18 protein-coding genes are annotated in these 18,473 nt (G+C 65.7%); 9 read left to right on the top strand and 9 right to left on the bottom strand.

Annotated elements, in window-relative coordinates:
- Nucleotides 1–56 precede the first annotated feature (56 nt).
- Nucleotides 57–929 (top strand): SGNH/GDSL hydrolase family protein, encoded by an 873-nt coding sequence (locus tag AC6CH3_RS13525; RefSeq protein WP_498132926.1) that lies wholly within the window; start codon nucleotides 57–59, stop codon nucleotides 927–929.
- Nucleotides 930–1,091: 162 nt separating this feature from the next.
- On the top strand, nucleotides 1,092–1,523 hold the full coding sequence (locus AC6CH3_RS13520; protein WP_498132925.1) for an SRPBCC family protein: 432 nt from the start codon (nucleotides 1,092–1,094) through the stop codon (nucleotides 1,521–1,523).
- An 11-nt stretch (nucleotides 1,524–1,534) separates the two neighbouring features.
- Here AC6CH3_RS13520 and AC6CH3_RS13515 read toward each other — a convergent pair whose 3' ends face one another.
- The 4 genes from AC6CH3_RS13515 to AC6CH3_RS13500 all read right to left on the bottom strand — a co-directional run bounded on the left by AC6CH3_RS13515 (nucleotide 1,535) and on the right by AC6CH3_RS13500 (nucleotide 5,149).
- The gene (locus tag AC6CH3_RS13515) at nucleotides 1,535–2,422 is read right to left on the bottom strand and encodes a 3-hydroxyacyl-CoA dehydrogenase family protein (protein WP_498132924.1); all 888 of its coding nucleotides are present in this window, start codon (nucleotides 2,420–2,422) and stop codon (nucleotides 1,535–1,537) included.
- Nucleotides 2,419–3,237: an enoyl-CoA hydratase/isomerase family protein gene (locus AC6CH3_RS13510; RefSeq protein ID WP_498132923.1), complete on the bottom strand. Its 819-nt coding sequence runs from the start codon at nucleotides 3,235–3,237 to the stop codon at nucleotides 2,419–2,421. The genes AC6CH3_RS13515 and AC6CH3_RS13510 overlap by 4 nt, the downstream gene beginning before the upstream one ends.
- Nucleotides 3,237–4,448: a thiolase family protein gene (locus AC6CH3_RS13505; RefSeq protein ID WP_498132922.1), complete on the bottom strand. Its 1,212-nt coding sequence runs from the start codon at nucleotides 4,446–4,448 to the stop codon at nucleotides 3,237–3,239. The genes AC6CH3_RS13510 and AC6CH3_RS13505 overlap by 1 nt, the downstream gene beginning before the upstream one ends.
- A gap of 242 nt (nucleotides 4,449–4,690) precedes the next feature.
- Entirely contained in the window at nucleotides 4,691–5,149 is a 459-nt protein-coding gene (locus tag AC6CH3_RS13500; protein WP_498132921.1) for an SRPBCC family protein, read from the bottom strand.
- 129 nt (nucleotides 5,150–5,278) lie between these two features.
- Between AC6CH3_RS13500 and AC6CH3_RS13495 the strand changes: the two genes are divergently transcribed.
- On the top strand, nucleotides 5,279–5,455 hold the full coding sequence (locus AC6CH3_RS13495; RefSeq protein ID WP_498132920.1) for a CsbD family protein: 177 nt from the start codon (nucleotides 5,279–5,281) through the stop codon (nucleotides 5,453–5,455).
- An 89-nt stretch (nucleotides 5,456–5,544) separates the two neighbouring features.
- Here AC6CH3_RS13495 and AC6CH3_RS13490 read toward each other — a convergent pair whose 3' ends face one another.
- Complete coding sequence (locus tag AC6CH3_RS13490; RefSeq protein WP_498132919.1) at nucleotides 5,545–7,005, bottom strand: amino acid permease; 1,461 nt, start codon at nucleotides 7,003–7,005, stop codon at nucleotides 5,545–5,547.
- Nucleotides 7,006–7,568: 563 nt separating this feature from the next.
- On the opposite strand from AC6CH3_RS13490, the gene AC6CH3_RS13485 reads away from it, so the two are divergent.
- Nucleotides 7,569–7,868 carry a hypothetical protein gene (locus tag AC6CH3_RS13485; protein WP_498132918.1) on the top strand — a complete coding sequence of 100 codons (300 nt, stop codon included), beginning with the start codon at nucleotides 7,569–7,571 and terminating at the stop codon, nucleotides 7,866–7,868.
- Nucleotides 7,865–9,673 (top strand): hypothetical protein, encoded by a 1,809-nt coding sequence (locus tag AC6CH3_RS13480; protein WP_498132917.1) that lies wholly within the window; start codon nucleotides 7,865–7,867, stop codon nucleotides 9,671–9,673. Before AC6CH3_RS13485 ends, AC6CH3_RS13480 begins: the two co-directional genes overlap by 4 nt.
- Nucleotides 9,674–9,812: 139 nt before the next feature.
- Here the strand turns inward: AC6CH3_RS13480 and AC6CH3_RS13475 are convergent, their stop codons facing one another.
- From AC6CH3_RS13475 to AC6CH3_RS13460, 4 genes are all read right to left on the bottom strand, one after another.
- Entirely contained in the window at nucleotides 9,813–11,720 is a 1,908-nt protein-coding gene (locus tag AC6CH3_RS13475) for an ABC-F family ATP-binding cassette domain-containing protein (protein WP_498132916.1), read from the bottom strand.
- A 236-nt stretch (nucleotides 11,721–11,956) separates the two neighbouring features.
- On the bottom strand, nucleotides 11,957–12,832 hold the full coding sequence (locus tag AC6CH3_RS13470) for a metal ABC transporter permease (protein WP_498132915.1): 876 nt from the start codon (nucleotides 12,830–12,832) through the stop codon (nucleotides 11,957–11,959).
- Nucleotides 12,833–12,834: 2 nt separating this feature from the next.
- Nucleotides 12,835–13,692, bottom strand: a complete 858-nt coding sequence (locus AC6CH3_RS13465) for a metal ABC transporter ATP-binding protein (protein ID WP_498132971.1) — start codon at nucleotides 13,690–13,692, stop codon at nucleotides 12,835–12,837.
- A 2-nt stretch (nucleotides 13,693–13,694) separates the two neighbouring features.
- Nucleotides 13,695–14,750 carry a metal ABC transporter substrate-binding protein gene (locus tag AC6CH3_RS13460; RefSeq protein WP_498132914.1) on the bottom strand — a complete coding sequence of 352 codons (1,056 nt, stop codon included), beginning with the start codon at nucleotides 14,748–14,750 and terminating at the stop codon, nucleotides 13,695–13,697.
- Nucleotides 14,751–14,911: 161 nt separating this feature from the next.
- On the opposite strand from AC6CH3_RS13460, the gene AC6CH3_RS13455 reads away from it, so the two are divergent.
- The 4 genes from AC6CH3_RS13455 to AC6CH3_RS13440 all read left to right on the top strand — a co-directional run bounded on the left by AC6CH3_RS13455 (nucleotide 14,912) and on the right by AC6CH3_RS13440 (nucleotide 18,469).
- Nucleotides 14,912–15,673, top strand: coding sequence for a CPBP family intramembrane glutamic endopeptidase (locus AC6CH3_RS13455; protein WP_498132913.1), 762 nt, complete (start codon nucleotides 14,912–14,914; stop codon nucleotides 15,671–15,673).
- Nucleotides 15,674–15,815: 142 nt separating this feature from the next.
- The gene (locus AC6CH3_RS13450) at nucleotides 15,816–16,256 is read left to right on the top strand and encodes a VOC family protein (RefSeq protein ID WP_498132912.1); all 441 of its coding nucleotides are present in this window, start codon (nucleotides 15,816–15,818) and stop codon (nucleotides 16,254–16,256) included.
- 21 nt (nucleotides 16,257–16,277) lie between these two features.
- The gene (locus tag AC6CH3_RS13445) at nucleotides 16,278–17,231 is read left to right on the top strand and encodes a 1,4-dihydroxy-2-naphthoyl-CoA synthase (RefSeq protein ID WP_498132911.1); all 954 of its coding nucleotides are present in this window, start codon (nucleotides 16,278–16,280) and stop codon (nucleotides 17,229–17,231) included.
- An 89-nt stretch (nucleotides 17,232–17,320) separates the two neighbouring features.
- Entirely contained in the window at nucleotides 17,321–18,469 is a 1,149-nt protein-coding gene (locus tag AC6CH3_RS13440; RefSeq protein WP_498132910.1) for an AMP-binding protein, read from the top strand.
- The last annotated feature ends 4 nt before the right edge of the window (nucleotides 18,470–18,473 follow it).

The following is an 18,473-nucleotide window of genomic DNA, read 5'->3' as shown; positions in this document are numbered from 1 at the left end:
TTTCCTGCAGCATTCGCTGCGCCTGTGCCTGGTTTCCTTGAATGAGGGGCTTCATCGTGACAACCAAACAACTGATCCGACGCCGTACCGCCCGCTTCACCGGCATCCTCGCCGCGTTGGCCCTATCGGCGGGCCTGACCGCTGCTCCGGCATCCGCCGACGCATCTGAGACCTATGTGGCACTCGGCGATTCCTTCGCCGCAGGCCAAGGCGCCAGCCCGTATGTCGATGCGTGCTTACGAAGCGAGCAAGGCTATCCGGCCATTTTGGACACCGAACGGTCCATTTCATTGCTGGCAAGTACGGCATGTACCGGCGCCACCACGCGTATCGTGAGGGACAGCCAATTGGCCTCCTTGAACAAGAAAGTCGACCTGGTGACGGTCACTGCGGGCGGCAACGACCTGGACGCCATCGGGGCATTGTTGACGTGTACGCAGGATACGGCTGAGGCATGCACGAATGCATTGGGGCAAAAGGCCTACATCCTCCAGCAGGCCCTGAACGACCCTGCTGAGAGCCCATTCTTCCAAGGCCTCCTGGCAATGCTGCGCGAAATCCAGGCCAAGGCGCCCCACGCGGACATCTATGTGACCGGATACCCGATGCTCTTCGAATCCGGCGGTGATCAGGTGCTCGAGACCGTCAACGGACTGACGCACCAACTCAACCTGGTCATTGCCAGTGCAGTCACAAGGGCCGCATCGGAAACGACCCGCGGCCGCTCTCCCGCCCGTATCCACTATGTGGATGTCTCTCCTGCATTTGCCGGACACGGGATCGGGTCAGCGCAGCCCTGGATTGTTGGCCTGCCGCCCGGCTGCGTGTCCTCGGATACCTGCGGCACGGAGATGGACATCTTCCATCCGACAGCAACCGGCTATTCCCAGGGCTACGCAGCGTCCATCAAGGCGGCGCTGGACCGGTAACTGCCGGACTGGCCCGCTTTTGAGACCTGCTCCCACGCTGCTGGTCCGGTTTTCCGCGTCTTAGAACGGAAAACCGGGCCAGTTCGCCGAGCAGCGCCGAATGGGCCGAACCCGTGCCCGCAGGCAGGTGTGCTGTTCGTGTTGTCTCGCTAGGCTGATGCCATGATCAAGGTCGCGGGTACAGTCAGCGCTCCCCTGCCGGCAAGAACGGCCTTCGCCTATCTGTCGGCGTTTGAGCACACGAGCGAATGGGACCCCGGTACCGCGGTAATGGACAAGCTCACGGCAGGGCCTGTCGCCGTGGGGCACCGCTATCACGCGGAGACGCTCTTCCGCGGCAAGCGCCAGTCCCTTGAGTACGAAGTCATCGAACTGTTCGACAACCACATCAAGCTGCGCGGCGAAAACGACAACGTGGTGTCGTTTGACTCCATCGACGTCAAATCCACCGGTCCCGGCTGTGACGTCCTCTACACCGCCGAGTTCAGCATCAAGGGGCCGTTCAAACTGCTGCAGCCCTTCCTGAAACCGGCATTCATGTCATTGCGCGATCCCGCGTTGGAGGGGCTGAGGCAAAAGCTCAACTCCCTCTGACTGGAACCTTCTCAGTCGGCCCAGTCGAAGAATCCCTTGCCCGTCTTCCGTCCCAGCTCGCCGCGTGCCACCTTGTCCTTCAGGATCTGCGGCGGCGCGAATCGCTCCCCCAGCGTGGACTGAAGGTATTCGGCGATGCCCAGCCGCACGTCCAGTCCCACGATGTCCGTGGTCCGCAGCGGCCCCGTGGGGTGCTTGTAGCCGAGCACCATGGCATTGTCGATGTCCTCCGCAGACGCGACGCCTTCCTCCACCATGCGCATCGCTTCGAGTGCGATCGCCACGCCCAGCCGTGAGGAAGCGAACCCGGGCGCGTCATTGACGACGACGGCGGTCTTGCCCAAGGCCCGGACCCACCTTTTGGCTGCTTCGGCCAGGTCCTGGGACGTCTGTTCGCCGAGCACCACCTCAATGAGCGTGGAGGCGGGCACAGGGTTGAAGAAGTGCAGGCCCAGGAAGTTCTGCGGGCGCTTCAGCTCGCGGGCCAGTCCGTTGACCGACAGGGACGACGTGTTGGAGGCGAGGTAGGAGGTGTCCGCGAGGCGCTCCTCGATGCCCCGCAGGGAGGTGACCTTGAGTTCCCAGTCCTCCGGAACGGCCTCAACGACCAGCTGGCGGTCCGCGAAGTCGTTGTAGTCCGCTGTTACGGAGAGCCGGGACTTCATGTCCTCCAGGCTGCCGTCCGCGGCGCCGCGTTCAATGCTCTTGGCGGCGGCGGCCTCGACCCGTCCGCGGGCGGCTGCCGCGGATTCTTCATCACGCTCCACCACCAGGACGTTTGCGCCGTTGATGAGGAAGGCGTGGGCGATGCCCGCGCCCATCCGTCCGCCGCCGAGGACTCCGACGAGGTCGGGAAAACTCGTGGCAGGAAGGTTGGCGGGCGGTGTCTGGTTGCTCATGGCTGTTTCTTCTTCTCTGTTTCCTTGGCTGTCTGCTTATCCAGTTTTTTGTCCAGAAACGCCTGCATCCTGTCGAATTTTGCCTGCGATTCGAAGAGGATGCCCTGGGCCAGCTGGTCGATTATCGGGTGGGCCTCGGCCGGAGCATGGAACACGGACTTCGTGATCCGGACGGCCAGCGGGTCCTGCCGGGCGATGCGGTCGGCGAGACTGTGGGCTCCGTCCATCAGCACCGGAGCCTCATGGATCTCCGTAATCAGGTTGACCCCCAGCGCCTCTTCTGCGCGCAGGACGCGGCCCGCCAGGAGAATCTCTTTGGCCACCGGCTCCCCTACCAGTTCCTTGAGCCGCCAGCTGGCTCCCGCCGCAGCCAGAATTCCGAGGCCGGTTTCGGGATTGCCGATCCGGACGCTGGGCGTGCCGATCCTGAAGTCGGCGGCGTAGGCGAGTTCCGCGCCACCGCCCAGGCAGTACCCGTCCAGCGCCGCTATGACGGGCATGGGGAGCTTGGCAATGCGGACGAAAATGGTTGAGTTGATGCCCTGCAGGGCGTCGTCACGGCGCCGCTCGCGGAGCTGGGCAATGTCCGCGCCGGAGGCAAACACTCCCTCGGTGCCCGCGATGATGAGAACCTTGGGTTCTTTTTCCAATGCGGAACAGACAGCATGCAGTTCATCCACCATCTCCTGGTCGATCGCGTTGCGGACTTCGGGGCGGTTGAGCAGCACCACCACCCGGTCCTCGCGCTCTTCGACAAGCAGGGTGCTGAACTCCAGGGTGCTCAAGTGTCCGTTCGCGCCGTCCGGGGCGGCCACTACACGCGCTCCAGCAGCATGGCCGTGCCCTGGCCGACGCCGATGCACATGGTGGCCAGGCCGATCCGCGCATCCTCGCGTTCCATCCGGCCCAGCAGTGTAATGGCGATTCTTGACCCGCTGGAACCCAGCGGGTGCCCCAGCGCAATGGCACCGCCGTCGTTGTTGACGATGTCCGGATCCAGGCCCAGGCGCCGCATGCTCGCCAGCGACTGGGTGGCAAACGCTTCGTTAAGCTCGACGGCGCCAAGGTCACCGACGCTGAGCCCGCTCCGCTTGAGCACCTTCTGGGTGGCCGGAACCGGGCCGATGCCCATGATTTCGGGCTCACAGCCGGCCGAGGCGCCGTCGATGATGCGGGCGCGGGGCGTCAGGCCCAGCCTCTCGATGGCGGCTTCCGAGGCCACGATGATCGCCGAGGCGCCATCGTTGAGCGTGGACGAGTTGCCGGCGGTCACCACGGAGCCACCGGGGATCACCGGGCGGAGGCCGGCCAGGACGTCCATCGTGGTGCCGGGCCGGGGGCCTTCGTCGGTGTCCACGATGGTTTCGGACTTCCGCGTCTTCACGGTGACCGGGACGATCTCGTCCTTGAACCGGCCTGCCTCGATGGCCGCCAATGACCTCTCGTGCGAACGGACCGCGAAGGCGTCGGCGTCCTCGCGGGAGATGCCGTCCACCCGGCCCACTTCCTCGGCGGTTTCCGGCATCGAGAAGGTCATCTTGCCGTCGCGTGAAAGCTCGCCCTTCTTGAACGCCGGGTTGACGAAGCGCCAGCCGATGGAAGTGTCGAAGATTTCCCCGGGCTTGGCGAACGCTGTCTGTGGTTTCTCCTGTACCCACGGGGCGCGGCTCATGGACTCGACGCCGCCGGCGACCACGATGTCCGCTGCTCCCGACTTGATCATCTGGCTGGCCATGATGATGGCGCTGAGGCCGGAGGAGCACAGCCGGTTCACGGTGATGCCCGGGATATGGAGGGGAAGTCCGGCCAGGAGGGTGGCCATGCGGGCAACGTTGCGGTTTTCCTCGCCGGCTCCGTTGGCGTTCCCAAGGATGACTTCGTCGATGGCGTCCGGATCCACCCCCGCACGGGCCACGGCTTCGCGGACCACGAGCGCTGCAAGGTCGTCGGGGCGGACGCCCGAGAGTGCACCGCCGTATCGCCCTACCGGGGTACGTGCGCCACCAACCAGAAAAGCCTCGACCATGAGAACATCCTTTACGCAGGGGGTTGGGCCGGAAACGAATAAACTACCGACCGTTCGTTCTATAAAGATTACACGGCAGGCTCCGGCGGTCAACCGGCCCGGGGCAGGCTTACGCCACTGTGAGGCCAAGATGCGCCGCCAGGAGGGGTGCCAGAAGGCCCAGCTCCGGACGGGAGTCAGGCGCGGCGGCCTCACCTTCAGGGCCTTCCCGGGAGAGGCTTTGCGTTCCGCCCCTCCCGGCACTACAGCGACTCCGCTTTCGCGGCGATCTCGGCCAAATCCTTTGCCAGCGCTTTCCGCGTGACGTTCATGCCGATCTTGCCGAACAGCGCCATCATGACCTTGCTGACGACGGTGGGCCGGAGGACTTCGGCGCCGAAGGTCAGCGTCAGGTCCGTTCCCCCTTCGCGCTCAGCCAGCGTAAAGCGGGAGGTGTAGTCCGCGCCGCCCTGAAGGGCCTTGACCGTGGTGCTTCGGGGCGGATCCGCCTGGGCCACCCACATTTCCACCGTCTCGCGGCGGCCCAGCATTGACCGTGTCTCCTTCCAGCGCGTCCCTTCGCCATAAGGCCCCTCACTGACCATCTGGATGGACTCCACACCTGAAAGGGTTCCGGCCGAACCGGGAATGTCGGAGATCACCGCCCAGACTTTCTCCGGGCTGGCGTTCACGTGCTGCGTCAGGCTTGTGCTGTGATCCATGGTCCGAGCCTAGTGCCGGGGTCGGACATTGGCACTCAGCCGGCTTACCCCCTTGAATTAGTAAGCATGCTTTGTGTTAGGCTGAAATGGCTTTGTCAGATCAACCGGCAACGGAAGGTGGTAAACACCATGGGTATCGGAGACAAGATTTCGAACGCAGCAGAAGACTTCGGCGGCAAGGCCAAGGAAGCCGCGGGCAACGCAACGGACAACGACCGCCTGAAGGCCGAGGGCCAGAAGGACCAGGTTGTGGCCGACGCCAAGAAGGTCGGCGAAGACGTCAAGGACGAATTCAAGCGCGATTAGGTCCTTAAAACTTACATAGACCACGACGGCGGCGGACACTCTTTGGGGGGTGTCCGCCGCCGTCGTTTGTACTCCCAGGCAGAAGGGAACTAGCTGTACAGCTCGCTCCTGGGCTCGTTGTTCTTGACCTTCTGCCAGCCCAGCCACAGCACCACGGCGAAGAACGGAATGGTGGCCAGGGTCCAGAGTCCGAGGTAGAAGACCTCGCCGCTCTTGCTGGTCATGGTGTCGAACCCGATCAACACAGTGATGGCCAGGAGACCCAGCAGCCCGGCCCAGCTGGTCCACGGCGAACCGGGCATCGGCAGGCTGGACGTGACTCCCTTGCGGTGGCGCAGCGCGATCTGGCTGGCGAAGATGGCGCCCCACGTGAAGATCACGCCGATGGACGCGGTGTTGAGGGCCAGGTCAAACGCGTGCGAACCGCCCAGCCAGATGTTAAGCAGGATGCCCACGAGGTAGAAGGCGGCGATGGCAAGAATCGCGGCATATGGCACGTGGCGGGAGGACATCCTGGTGAGCCACTGCGGGGCGTGCCCGTTGTTGGCCATGGTGCGGAAGACCCGGCCGATCGAGTACAGGCCCGAGTTGCACGAGGACAGCGCCGCGGTGATGACGATCATGTTCATGACATCGCCCACCCAGCCGAGGCCCATCTGGCCGAAGACGGTGACGAACGGGGAGACGCCGGCCTTGTACTGGTCGGACGGCAGGAGCATCGCGAGCAGCGTCACGGAACCGACGTAGAAGACCACGATGCGGAGCACGACGGCGCGGATCGCCTTGGGCACTTCGCGTTCCGGATTCTGCATCTCGCCGGCGGTGATGCCGACGAGTTCGATGCCGTTGTAGGCGAAGATCACCGCGTTGAGGACCAGGACCATGACGAGGGCACCCTTGGGGAACATCCCGCCCTCGGCGGCGAAGAGGTTGGCCACGGAGGCGTTGCCGTCGCCCACCTGTGCGTTGGTGAGCACCATGAAGGTGCCGACGGCCAGGAAGATCAGGATGGCGCCGACCTTGAGGCAGGACGCCCAGAATTCGAACTCGCCGAACGCCTTGACGCTGAGCAGGTTCACCGCCACCAGCAGGGCCAGCGCAGCGATGGCGGACGCCTCGACCGGGACGTTGGGGAAGAAGAACTGGAAGTACAGGCCGATCGCGATCAGTTCCGCGATGCCGGTCATGCCCCAGTTGATGAAGTACATCCAGCCGGACAGGAAGGCGCCCTTCTTGCCGAACATTTCACCGGCGTAGCTGACGAAGGAGCCCGACGTCTGGCGGTACATGATGAGTTCACCCAGTGCCCGCATGAGGAGGTAGGCGATGACGCCGGCAATGGCATAGGAGAAAATCAGCGCCGGGCCGGTGGAGGCGAGTCGCCCGCCGGCTCCCATGAAGAGGCCGACGCCGATGGCGCCGCCCATGGCGATCATGGTGACGTGGCGCCTGCCCAGGGTCTTTTTGTAGCCCTCGGCGCTGAGGGTCGAGTCGACGGCGACGGATGGGGCCGTCCGGCTCTCAAGTTCTGTGGGGGTAATTTGAGGCACAGCTGTTCCTTGTAGGTTGTGGTGTTGCCGCGGGTCGGTATCTTGCCGATTGGGGAAACTGGAGCTCTTGCACAGATAATTCGCATTCAAACCCCTTATGAGGGCCATATGCGTGCCAAAACTCATGAAGCATCGAAGGTTCGCGCGGCGCATCCATCGTACAAGATCCCGCCGGCGCTCGGTGACGCGGGCAACATCTCCCACCTCCGGCCCCCGGTCAGCCGATCCCGGCACGCGAAGTATTTCGAATGGATAAAAACGTTCCTGATCGGAGGCAATTCCGGATACCCTGAGCACCATGGGGGTGACGTGCGTCTCCTCCTTGCGACCACGCCGCCTGCGTGGGCATGTGGCACTCGTGCCATTCCTCAGGGGGGACTATGAGAATAAGAGCACTACTGCCTGCAGCTTTGCTGCTTGCAGTTGCCGGGTGTTCAGGCGGCGGCTCCGGTCCTGCGGGGCCGGGTGCCAGCGAATCGGCACCCGTATCATCGGCGACAACGGGTGCGACGGGGGCGTCTGAGACGCCGCTGATTCCCCCACCGCCAACCGACCCACCATCCTTGCCCACCGACGTATCCACCACGCTGAACGCCATCAAGGACCTTCGGGAACACACGTGCACCGCAGGCGCCGGCGGATCGTGGAGCTTCAAGGGGAACCTGGTCAACACCTCGGACAAGGCCAAGACCTACACCGTGGCGGTAGCCGTGACGATAGGCGCTGCCGTTCAGGGCCACGCCCTGATCACGGAAACTGTCCCGGCAGGGAAATCGGCTGAGGTGTCAGCCGAGAACTTCGCGAAAACCACTGGCTCAGCAGGCCAGTGCGAACCGGTTGTCTCGGCAAAGGATGCTTCATGAGAAAACCAATACTGACGGCTGCCCTGCTCCTGAGCTTCGCGGCCGGGTCCTTTGCTGCCCCGCCCGCCCTCGCCGAAGACTCCGCCACCGCCACGCCGCCGGCCCAGACCACTGACGCGACAGGCGCCGCCACGGCCACGCCTGGGCCGACTCCCACCGGGACAGCCTCCGAGACGCCGGTGCCGACTGAGTCGCTGCCGCCGTCGCCGTCGCCGTCGGCCTCGCCCACTCCTTCTGCCACCCCGGCCGAGCCAGCCCCGGTAACGGCGTCGCCATCTGTGACCCCGTCGCCCTCGGCAACGCCGTCGGCCTCAGCTCCCCCTAAGACGACAACAAAGGTGGAGCCGCCTGCCGAGCCTGCACCCGTCGTCGTCAAGGGCGCAATCGCCGTGAAGTGGCAGGCCATGAACGGCGCTGCCGGCGTTCTCGGCGCACCCGTCGCGAACGAAATCTGCAGCGCAGGTCTCTGCGGGCAGACGTTCAAGGGCGGAACCATGTACTGGACTGCGGCCACGGGGGCGCATCCCGTCCTGCAGGCCGCCGGCCGGACGGGACCTTACTGGTATGCGAATGGGCGCGGCCGTCTCTTCGGCTATCCCGTCACGGATGAAGTAGCTGTCAGCGGAGGAACTGTTCAAAAGTTTTCCACCGGCAGGATGCTGGCGTCGTCCAGCAAGGGCGTTTTCCAGATTTGGCTGAAGGGCGCGATCGGAAGCCGCTGGGACTCGCTGGGGGCGGTGAGCGTGGTCGGACTTCCGCTGTCCAAGGAAATGTGCGGCCTCCGTGACGGCGGTTGTGTCCAGGTCTTTGCCAAGGCATACATCTACTGGAGCCCCGCCACCAGGGCACGCGTCGTCAGCGGGCTCTACTATGCCCGGTGGGTGGGCATGGGCGGCCTCTACGGACTCATGGGCTACCCCACCAGCGACGTGGCCTGCGGCAAGCCGTCCGGCGGCTGCCTCCAGACCTTCCAAGGCGCCATTGTGTTCTGGTCCCCGGCAAGCGGCGCCTGGATCACAAAGGGCGGCATCGGCGCCAGGTATCTGCGCGTCGGCGCCATGCGCAGCGGCCTGGGATATCCCACGGCGAACGAGAAGTGCATCCCCGGGCAGTGCGTCCAGTCGTTCCAGCGCGGCTACATCGGCTGGACACCGGCGGCAGGCACGCGGATCTACGCCATGACCACGTGCGCCAAGCTCAACAATGGGAAGACCAAGTACTCCGCGTACGGTGCAAACCGGGTCCTGTTGACCTACACCGGGGGCTACAAGCAGTCATATGCCACCAACGTCTACTGCGTCCGGGTGGCCGGTCTGTACGTTGCGGACTGGAAGACCGACGGCTACGTGGGCGCCTCCGGGTTCAAGCCGCCGGGAGTTCCTTCCGGTCCGACCCGCTACCTCTACTCTCCCACCGGTTCCTACTCGGTGACGGAGGCATTCGGGCTGGGCAACCCCGGCACGAAGCTCGCCTACCGGACTCTGAACCCTAACTCCCGCTGGGGCGGAAACCCTTGGACCCCGACGTACAACAAGTACTTCGAGTCCTACTCATGGGTGGGCTGGGACGAGAACATGTGGTACTTCGCCACGCGCGCCTCGCATGACTACCGCCAGGGTGTGGTGGTCAACTACAACCGCCCCAACATCGTGCAGGACGCCGGCTTCGCCATTTTCCTGCACATGAACAAAGTCCCGACGGCGGGCTGCATCTCCCTCGATGACTGGGCAGTTGTCGACTACATCCGGAAATCGACCCCTGGCGACCGCATCATCATGGGAACCTACAACGACATCTTCCGGTAAAACCCGACGGGGTCACATTTTTAGTTCACCGTTTCACGCTGGCGCCAGTGCCGGCGGCCGCAGGCCGCCAGCACTGGCGCTGGCGTTTCCGGGCCACGGACCGTTTCCGGGCACGTGCCCGGCTGTGCAGTCGGTGAACCTATGCCGTCGGTGGGGCCGGGGCGATCGCTCCGCCGTCCATCGTGTATTGCAGCCACGTGCCTGTGACCGCTGATCCCGAAGAATCGCGAACTCTGCCTGCGGGGCCGTGGGCGCAGCCACGGAACCACTGCCGCAGGGCGCGGTCGTGGCTCACCATGACCACCGTCCCGCCGAACCCGGCGAGCGCGGTTTCGAGTTCCTCCACGAGTACGGGAGCCAGGTGGTTGGTCGGTTCGTCGAGCAGCAGGATGTCGTGATCCCCCAGAAGCAGCCTCGCCAGCGCAAGCCGCCGCTGCTGGCCGGCCGACAACCCGCCCAGCGGCACGTGGAACTCAGTGGCGCGGAACAGGCCAAGCCGAAGCAGCGCCTCTGCGTGGTCGTCGATGTCGCCACCCAGGCCGGCAGCGAAGGCGGGAAGCAGCCGCAGCGACGGTTGTCTGGGCAGCTCGAGTTCCTGCTGCAGATACCCCACCTTGTCCGGGCGTTCCACCATGCCCTGGGCCGGCGCCAGCGTCCCCGCCAGCACGGACAGCAGCGTGGATTTTCCCGCTCCGTTGGGCCCTGTGATCAGGAGTTTCTGCCCCGCATCCACCCGGAACGCGGGCACGTCCAAGCGGCCTGGGACGCGCACGCCGTGAACGCGAAACACGGCGCCATAACGTTCAGTACCATACAGTTCGGCGGCGCGCAGTTCAGTACCATACAGTTCGGCGGCGCGCAGTTCCGCGGCGCTGGCGTCAGCGCCGCCACCGTCCCGACCGGCGCCCTCCCTGCCGGTCTTTTCCCGGTCGGCACCGTCAGAGCCAATGCCGCCGTCGCCGCGCCTGCCGTCCACATCCGCGGACAGCCGCGCATCCAGCTTCAGCCGCTCCGGAGGCCTCTGGACAGGGCTCGCTTCGAGACGACGGAGCCGCTCGCGGGCATTGCGGATCTTGCTCGTGGCGGCGCTCTCCCAGGTGCCGGCTTTGTAGTCGAAGCTCATTTTGTCGCCGTCGCGCCGGCGGGCGTAGCCCATGGTGGTTGCGACGGTGTCCGCCTGCTTCCGCTCGGCAGCCACGGCGTCGACCCAGCCGTGATACTGCTGCACCCAGCGCTGCCGCTCGGCCCGCTTCTCCTTCAGGTAGCCGTCGTAGCCGTTGCCGTACCGGTTCACTGTGCCGCGTTCGGCATCCACTTCAATCACCGTGGAGGCGATCTTCCGGAGCAGGACACGGTCGTTGGAAACGACCACCACCGTACCGCGGTGAGCGGCAAGTCGTGTTTCCAGCCAGGCCACGCCGTTCGCATCCAAGTGGTTGGTGGGCTCGTCAAGAAGCAGGATTTCGGCGGGGTCGGCCAGCAGGCAGGCAAGGGCCACGCGTTCCTGCTCCCCGCCGGACAGCGAGCCCATGGTCCGCTTGCGGTTCACACCGCCAAGTCCCAGCCGGTCCAGCGCCGCTTCCACCCGTGATTCCGCGGCGTAGCCTTCACGCATCTGGTACTGCGTCTGCAGGCTGCCGTAAGCCTCCAGCCCCGAATCTTCGGCAGTGGCGAGGCCCCTCTCCAGACGCTCGAGTTCGGCTTCCATGTCGCGCAGCGGGCGCAGTGCCTCGTCGATGGCGTCGGCCACGGTCAGCCCCTCCGGCAGCCCGGATGTCTGCGCCAGGTAACCCACCCGTCCATGGCGGACAGCCGTGCCTGCTTGCGGTTTCTCGAGCCCCGCGAGGATTTTCAGCAGAGTGGATTTGCCGGCGCCGTTCTCCCCGACGATCGCCACGTGCTCCCCCGGGGAGATCACCAAGTCGACGTCGTCAAACAGTTCGCGGTCCCCGAAGCTGTGCCGGACGCCGGAAAGGCGCATCTGCTCGGCCCGGAAAGCCTGCGCAGCGGAGGAAGTCTGCGTTACCCGGAAAGGGTGTTCAGTCATGGGAAGTCCTTGCAGTCCGAAGGGTGGCCCGGATCGGTCCCGTCCAGGGGAAGTGATCTACGGAGCCCGGTAACGGGATGCGACCCGGCCATATGCCATCGCCGCTGATTAGGACTTCATGCCTTCCAGAGTGCCCGGCAGCGCCAGTGCCGTCAAGGTTCACCGTCGCGCCTCAAGGCGGGCCTCCACCGTCGGAGCGTCCGCGCCCAAGCCGCGGGTCCGCCGTCGGCCGCTGTTTAGGCGGCGAGCACCGCAGCCTTCCTGCGGCGGGCTTTGGCCAGCCGGGTGCCGATGAGCCCCTGGCGGGGGCTGAACAGATAGACGACGGCGAAGACCGCGCCCTGCGTGAGCACCACCATGGCGCCCGATGCCGTGTCCAGGTAGTAACTGAAGTAGATGCCGGCAATCGAGCACGCCGCCGAAATGGACGGGGCAATCACCAGCATGCGCGAGAACCGGTCGGTCAGCAGGTACGCCGTGGCCCCGGGAATGATGAGCATGGCCACCACCAGCACCACGCCGACGGTCTGCAGCGCCACCACCGACGTCAATGCCAGCAGCCCCAGGAGCAGGGCGCCGAGACGCTTCGGTGACAGCCCGATGGCGTGCGCGTGCGTGGGGTCGAATGCGTAGAGGGTGAGGTCGCGGCGCTTCAGGATGAGAATGGCGAACGCCACCACGCCCAGCACCAGCACCTGGATGAGGTCCGGGATGCTGACGCCCAGCAGGTTGCCGAAAATGATGTGGTTCAGGTCCGTCTGGCTCGGGGTCACGGAGATCAGCACGAGTCCCAGGGCGAACAGGGAACTGAACACGATTCCGATCGCGGCGTCCTCCTTCACCCTGCTCGTGTTGCGGACCACCCCGATCAGGGTCACCGCAATCAGCGCGAACACCAGCGCACCGAGGGCGAACGGCGCCCCCACGATGTAGGCAAGCACGACGCCGGGAAGCACGGCGTGGGAGACGGCGTCGCCCATGAGCGACCAGCCGATCAGGACGAGCCAGCAGCTCAGGACCGCGCACACGACGGCGGCGAGCGCCGTGGTGAGGATGGCCCGGACCATGAAGTCATAGCCGAGGGGTTCGGTGAGGAGGGAGACGAGGTCCATGCTCAGATCCCCCACTCGTGGGCAACGGCCCGGCCGTCCCGGTTGCCTGCGGTCTCCGGGGTGCTTGCGGCATCCCGGTTTTCTGCGCCGTCCCGGTTCAGGACGTCCAGTCCGAAGGCCATGGCCAGGTTCTCTGGCTGCAGCACCACATCCGGAGCCCCGTGCATCAGCACCTTGCGCATCAGGAGGACTGCTTCATCGCACAGCTGCGGAAGGGCGTGGAGGTCATGGGTGGAGATGAGGATGGTGCAGCCGTCAGCGGCCAGCTCGCGCAACAACCGCGTGATGGTGGCTTCCGAGCGCTTGTCCACCCCTGCGAAGGGCTCGTCGAGGAGCATGATGGTGGCGCCCTGGGCGATTCCCCGCGCCACAAAGGCACGCTTCTTCTGCCCGCCCGAGAGCTGGCCGATCTGCCGGCCCGCAAACTCTGAGAGTTCCACCCGGTCCAGTGCCTCGTCGACGGCGGCCCGGTCAGCCTTGGAGGGGCGCCTGGTGAAGCCCTGGTGTCCGTAGCGGCCCATCATCACCAGGTCCCGCACGGACAGCGGGAACTGCCAGTCCACGTCCTCGCTCTGCGGGACGTAGCCGATGCCGCCCTCCTTGCGTGCCTTGGCCGGCGGTGCGCCGTTGATCAGCACCCGCCCGGCGTCGGGCTTGATCATGCCCATGATGGCTTTGAACAGCGTGGACTTTCCCGAGCCGTTCATGCCGATGAGGCCGCAGATCCTGGCGTGTTCGAGGCTCAGCGAAGCGGAATCCAGCGCGAGCACTTCGCCGTAGTGCACGGTCACCCCCGCCACCTGGATGGCAGGTGGCGGCGCGGACTGCTCCGGGGGTGCGTGCCGGCGGGCCACGTGCATGCTCATGACGAGCCCCCATTCAGTGCGGCAGTGATCACCTTGGAGTCGTGCTTGATGAGATCCAGGTAGGTGGGAACGGGGCCGTCGGCTTCGGAGAGCGAGTCCACATAGAGCACGCCGCCGAACTTGGCGCCGGTGGCTTCCACCACCTGCTGCATGGGGGCGTCCGACACCGTCGATTCGCAGAAGACGGCCGGCACCTTGTTCTTCCGCACGAAGCCGATGGCTTCGGTGATCTGCTGCGGCGTGGCCTGCTGTTCGGCGTTGACCGCCCAGATGTACACCTCTTGGAGGCCGGCATCGCGGGCGAGGTAGGAGAAGGCACCCTCACACGTGACGAGCGCCCGCTGGTTCTTGGGGACAGCGGCCAGCTTGGCCTTCATCTCGTCCTGCACAGCCTGCAGCTTTGCCTTGTACGCCTTGCCGTTGGCCTCGAACACGGCCGCGTTGCCCGGGTCCAGCTCGGAGAAGGCCTTGACCATGTTGTCAACGTAGATCTGGACGTTGAGCGGCGACATCCACGCGTGGGGGTTCGGCTTGCCCTGGTACGCGTCCTCCCTGATGGACATGGGGTCCACGCCCTCGCTCACCACGGCGTGGGGCACGTCGATGCCCTCCACGAACTGCGCGAACCAGGCTTCCAGGTTCAGTCCGTTGTCCAGGATAAGGTCGGCCTGCGATGCCTTGCGGATGTCCCCCGGCGTCGGCTCGTAGCCATGGATCTCCGCCCCGGCCTTGGTGATGGACTCCACGCGGAGCTTGTCGCCGGCAACGTTCTTCGCCACATCAGCCAGCACCGTGAACGTGGTCAGCACCACCGGCCGGCCGTCGTCGCCATTGCCGGCGGCGTTGCCACCGCATGCGGTAAGTGACAGGGCAAGAAGCACGACGGCGGCTGCGGACTTCAGCCCGCCGGCCCGCTTTACGCGCGAATTTGCGGAGCTGGTGCGCTCAGTTGGACGGGAAACAGACGTGCCGGAACCCGGGCGCGTGGAAGCGCTCCGGAGGGCAACGGTTCGGCGGACTACTTTGGCGCACCGAAACAGAAAGTTAGGCATACCGAATATTCTAACGGGAGCATCTTGGCCACTGCAACGCGGGGCCTGCCACGCGGGCGCCGAGTGCTGGGCGCCGGGGGCGGCCACTTGGTCTGAACGAAGGCGTGCACGCGGTTCCGGCCGAAGATCCGAAGCGTCGTCCGCGGGGCTAGGCTGGAGGCATGGTGACAACCCGCCGCACCCTGCCCGCTCCGCGCCCGGAACTTTACCGGTTTTCGCCGCTCGACTTCACCACCGTGGGGCTCTATGTGGCCATTGCCGCCTTCTTCGCAGTAGCCGGGGAACTGCTCCTGCCGCTGCTCCGGCTGCTCGCCCCGACGCCCGCCGTCGCCTCGTATGCAGTGAACCTCGTGTTCTACGGCTGCGTCGGCATCCTGGCACTCTTCGCCGCCCGGCAGGTCGTGGCGCGCGACCTCAGGGTGCTGGCCACCAGGCCATGGTTTACGGCCGCCATGGTGCCGCTGGCTGTCATCGCCATGATGATTTTCACCGCAATCCTCGTGGTTCTTGGCGGGACCACGGAGACGTCTGTGAACCAGGCCGGGCTCCAGGAGCTCATACAGCAGGTTCCGGCGTGGCTCATGGTGCCGCTTATCGTCGTGGTGGGCCCGTTTGTGGAGGAGTACATCTTCCGGCACCTGCTCATCGGCAAGCTCAGCCGCCGCGTCAATATCTGGATCTGCTGCGCCCTGTCGGTCGTGCTGTTCGCCGCCCTCCACATCGTGGGTCAGGAGGCACTCACGCTGACGGCCCTGATGCCGTACCTGGCCATGGGCGCGACGCTCGTGTTCGTTTATGTATGGACGGGGCGGAACCTGATGTTCTCCTACTTCGTCCACGCCGCCAAGAACCTGCTGGCCGCCATCTTCCTGTACAGCATCCCGCCGGAACTGCTTGATCAGATGCAGCAGCTGCAGGGCTAGCCTCCTGCCGGGCCGGCCGTCGAGACGGCAGTTGGCGGCAGTGTTGGCCGGGCAGCACTGCCGTGAAATGCCACCTCGCGCCCCATAGCAAGCGCACGTTGCCCCCTATCGGGCGGTCCGGCCGCCGTCGTAGTTTTGTCCCATGGGACTCAACATTCAGATCGCCGTCGACTGCAAGAATCCGCATGACCTCGCCGACTGGTGGGCTGAGACGCTCGAGTGGGCGGTGGAGCCGCAGGACGAGGACTTCATCCGCTCAATGATCGAGCAGGGCTTCGCCAGCGACGCGGACACCGTGACCCACAACGGCAGGCTGGTCTGGAAGGACGGGGCGGCGATCCGGCCCGTGGAGGAACTCGAGGCCAAGGCGCCCGAGCGGCGCATCCTCTTCCAGACTGTCCCGGAACAGAAGACGCTCAAGAACCGCATTCATTGGGATGTGAGGATCGGAGACCGGGACAAGGACGAGGTCCGCCGGGAGCTTGAGGCCCGTGGCGCCACCTTCCTGTGGACCGCCAGCCAGGGGCCGCATTCCTGGCACACCATGGCGGACCCCGAGGGCAACGAGTTCTGCATCAGCTGACACGATTACTAGACTTGGACGGTGAGCAACGAAATCCCCGCCAAGGTATCCGATGTGTTCGACCCGTCGCGCTGGCGCACCGTGTCAGGTTTCGACGACTTCCAGGACATGACCTACCACCGGCAGGTGGAGCGGGATGCATCCGGCAGCGTGGTGCGGGATCTGCCCACTGTGCGCATCGCCTTCAACCGCCCCGAGGTCCGCAACGCGTTCCGCCCCGCCACGGTTGATGAGCTCTACCGCGCCATGGACCACGCCCGGATGACCCCGGACGTGGCCACCGTACTGCTCACAGGCAACGGCCCTTCCCCCAGGGACGGCGGGCACTCGTTCTGCTCCGGCGGGGACCAGCGGATCCGGGGCAGGGACGGGTACCGCTATGCGGCCGGCGACACCAAGGAAACCATCGACCCGGCCCGCGCCGGGCGCCTCCACATCCTGGAAGTGCAGCGGCTGATGCGGACCATGCCCAAGGTGGTCATCGCCGTCGTCAACGGCTGGGCAGCCGGCGGGGGCCACTCACTGCACGTGGTCGCGGATCTCACCATCGCCTCGCGCCAGTACGGCAAGTTCAAACAGACCGATGCCACGGTGGGCAGTTTCGACGCCGGCTACGGCTCCGCGCTGCTGGCCCGCCAGATCGGGCAGAAGGCAGCCCGCGAGATCTTCTTCCTCGCCCGGGAGTACTCCGCCGACGACATGGTCCGCATGGGGGCCGTGAACGAGGCGGTGGACCACGAAAGGCTCGAGGACGTGGCGCTTGAATACGCCGCGGACATCGCCAGGCAGTCGCCGCAGGCCATCCGCATGCTCAAGTTCGCATTCAACCTTGCCGACGACGGCCTGGCGGGCCAGCAGGTCTTCGCGGGTGAAGCCACCCGCCTGGCCTACATGACCGACGAAGCGGTGGAAGGCAAAGAGGCGTTCCTCGAGAAGCGGGATCCGGAGTGGTCCAGGTTCCCGTACTACTTCTGAGCCGGCAGGACTGCTGAGCCCGGCTCGGAACGACGTAAAGACAGCCCCATGACCCCAGCCCCACAGCACACTTCACCAAGGCGGACCCCGTGAACATCGAACCAGCCCTGAAGGCTCTTGCTGCCGCCCTCCACGGTGAGGGCCCCGCCGTCGAGCTTTCCGCGGGACCCAATGGTGATCCGGTGGTTTCCCTGGTGGAGAACACCGGCGTCGAGGGCGCAGCCGTGGTGGTCCGCACCTCCGGTTCCACGGGCACTCCCAAAGCCACCGTCCTGACGGTGGACGCCCTCGCTGCCTCGTCGATGGCCACGGCTTTCGCGCTCAAGGGCGAAGGCCAGTGGCTCCTGGCCCTGCCCGTGCAGTACGTCGCGGGCGTGCAGGTGCTGGTGCGTTCGCTGTTCGCCGGGACGAGGCCGTGGGCCATGGACCTGTCCAACGGGTTCACCGTGGACGGCTTCACGGCCGCGGCACAGGAACTGACGGACAACATCCGCTTCACGTCCCTGGTGCCCACGCAGCTGCAGCGGCTGCTGGCCAACCCGACGGCGGCCACACTCGCGGTTCTGCGCCGCTTCAACGGCATCCTGCTCGGCGGCGGCCCGGCTCCGGCGGCCCTCCTGGACTCAGCCCGCGACGCCGGCATCAGGGTGATCACCACCTACGGTGCCGCGGAAACCTGCGGCGGCTGCGTGTATGACGGCTTTCCGCTCGAAGGTGCCGCGCTCCGGCTGGCGGAAGACGGGCGCATCCACCTTGGCGGGGCCACCCTGGCGGCCGGCTACCTCAATGCCCCCGGGCAGACGGCGGAGGCCTTCATCGACGAGGAGGGAGTCCGCTGGTACCGGACCAACGATCTCGGAACGCTGGACGCCGACGGCCGGCTCACCGTTCTGGGCCGCGCCGACGACGTCATCATTACCGGCGGCATCAAGGTCTCCGCCGCCCACGTGCAGGAAGAGCTGGAGAAGTTCGACGGCGTGAAGGCGGCCTTCGTGGCCGGGGTCCAGTCCGCGAAATGGGGGCAGGCCGTGGCCGCCTATGTTGCGGTCTCCGGTCCATTATCCGGAGCCGCGGATGGCGCTCACGGCGCCGCGTTGGCTGAGGAATGGCACCGGACGCTGGGCCTGCTGGCCCCCAAGACCGTGCTTCCAGCCAGCCGCCTGATCATGCTGCCCAACGGCAAACCCGACAGGCTCGCCATGATTGAACGGCTGCACGCCCTACATCAGGGAAAATAGACTA

The sequence above is a fragment of the Arthrobacter sp. GQ119 genome (genome assembly GCF_059759125.1).
The sequence above is the reverse complement of the archived record's forward strand: the minus strand, read 5'-3'. Positions and strand labels throughout refer to the sequence as shown.

What these genes read in the sequence shown, in the direction of transcription:
- AC6CH3_RS13520 (WP_498132925.1), top strand. Translation starts at nt 1,092, where the DNA reads ATGATCAAGGTCGCGGGTACAGTCAGCGCTCCCCTGCCGGCAAGAACG.
- AC6CH3_RS13515 (WP_498132924.1), bottom strand. Translation starts at nt 2,422, where the DNA reads ATGAGCAACCAGACACCGCCCGCCAACCTTCCTGCCACGAGTTTTCCC.
- AC6CH3_RS13505 (WP_498132922.1), bottom strand. Translation starts at nt 4,448, where the DNA reads ATGGTCGAGGCTTTTCTGGTTGGTGGCGCACGTACCCCGGTAGGGCGA.
- AC6CH3_RS13500 (WP_498132921.1), bottom strand. Translation starts at nt 5,149, where the DNA reads ATGGATCACAGCACAAGCCTGACGCAGCACGTGAACGCCAGCCCGGAG.
- AC6CH3_RS13495 (WP_498132920.1), top strand. Translation starts at nt 5,279, where the DNA reads ATGGGTATCGGAGACAAGATTTCGAACGCAGCAGAAGACTTCGGCGGC.
- AC6CH3_RS13480 (WP_498132917.1), top strand. Translation starts at nt 7,865, where the DNA reads ATGAGAAAACCAATACTGACGGCTGCCCTGCTCCTGAGCTTCGCGGCC.
- AC6CH3_RS13475 (WP_498132916.1), bottom strand. Translation starts at nt 11,720, where the DNA reads ATGACTGAACACCCTTTCCGGGTAACGCAGACTTCCTCCGCTGCGCAG.
- AC6CH3_RS13470 (WP_498132915.1), bottom strand. Translation starts at nt 12,832, where the DNA reads ATGGACCTCGTCTCCCTCCTCACCGAACCCCTCGGCTATGACTTCATG.
- AC6CH3_RS13465 (WP_498132971.1), bottom strand. Translation starts at nt 13,692, where the DNA reads ATGCACGTGGCCCGCCGGCACGCACCCCCGGAGCAGTCCGCGCCGCCA.
- AC6CH3_RS13460 (WP_498132914.1), bottom strand. Translation starts at nt 14,750, where the DNA reads ATGCCTAACTTTCTGTTTCGGTGCGCCAAAGTAGTCCGCCGAACCGTT.
- AC6CH3_RS13455 (WP_498132913.1), top strand. Translation starts at nt 14,912, where the DNA reads ATGGTGACAACCCGCCGCACCCTGCCCGCTCCGCGCCCGGAACTTTAC.
- AC6CH3_RS13450 (WP_498132912.1), top strand. Translation starts at nt 15,816, where the DNA reads ATGGGACTCAACATTCAGATCGCCGTCGACTGCAAGAATCCGCATGAC.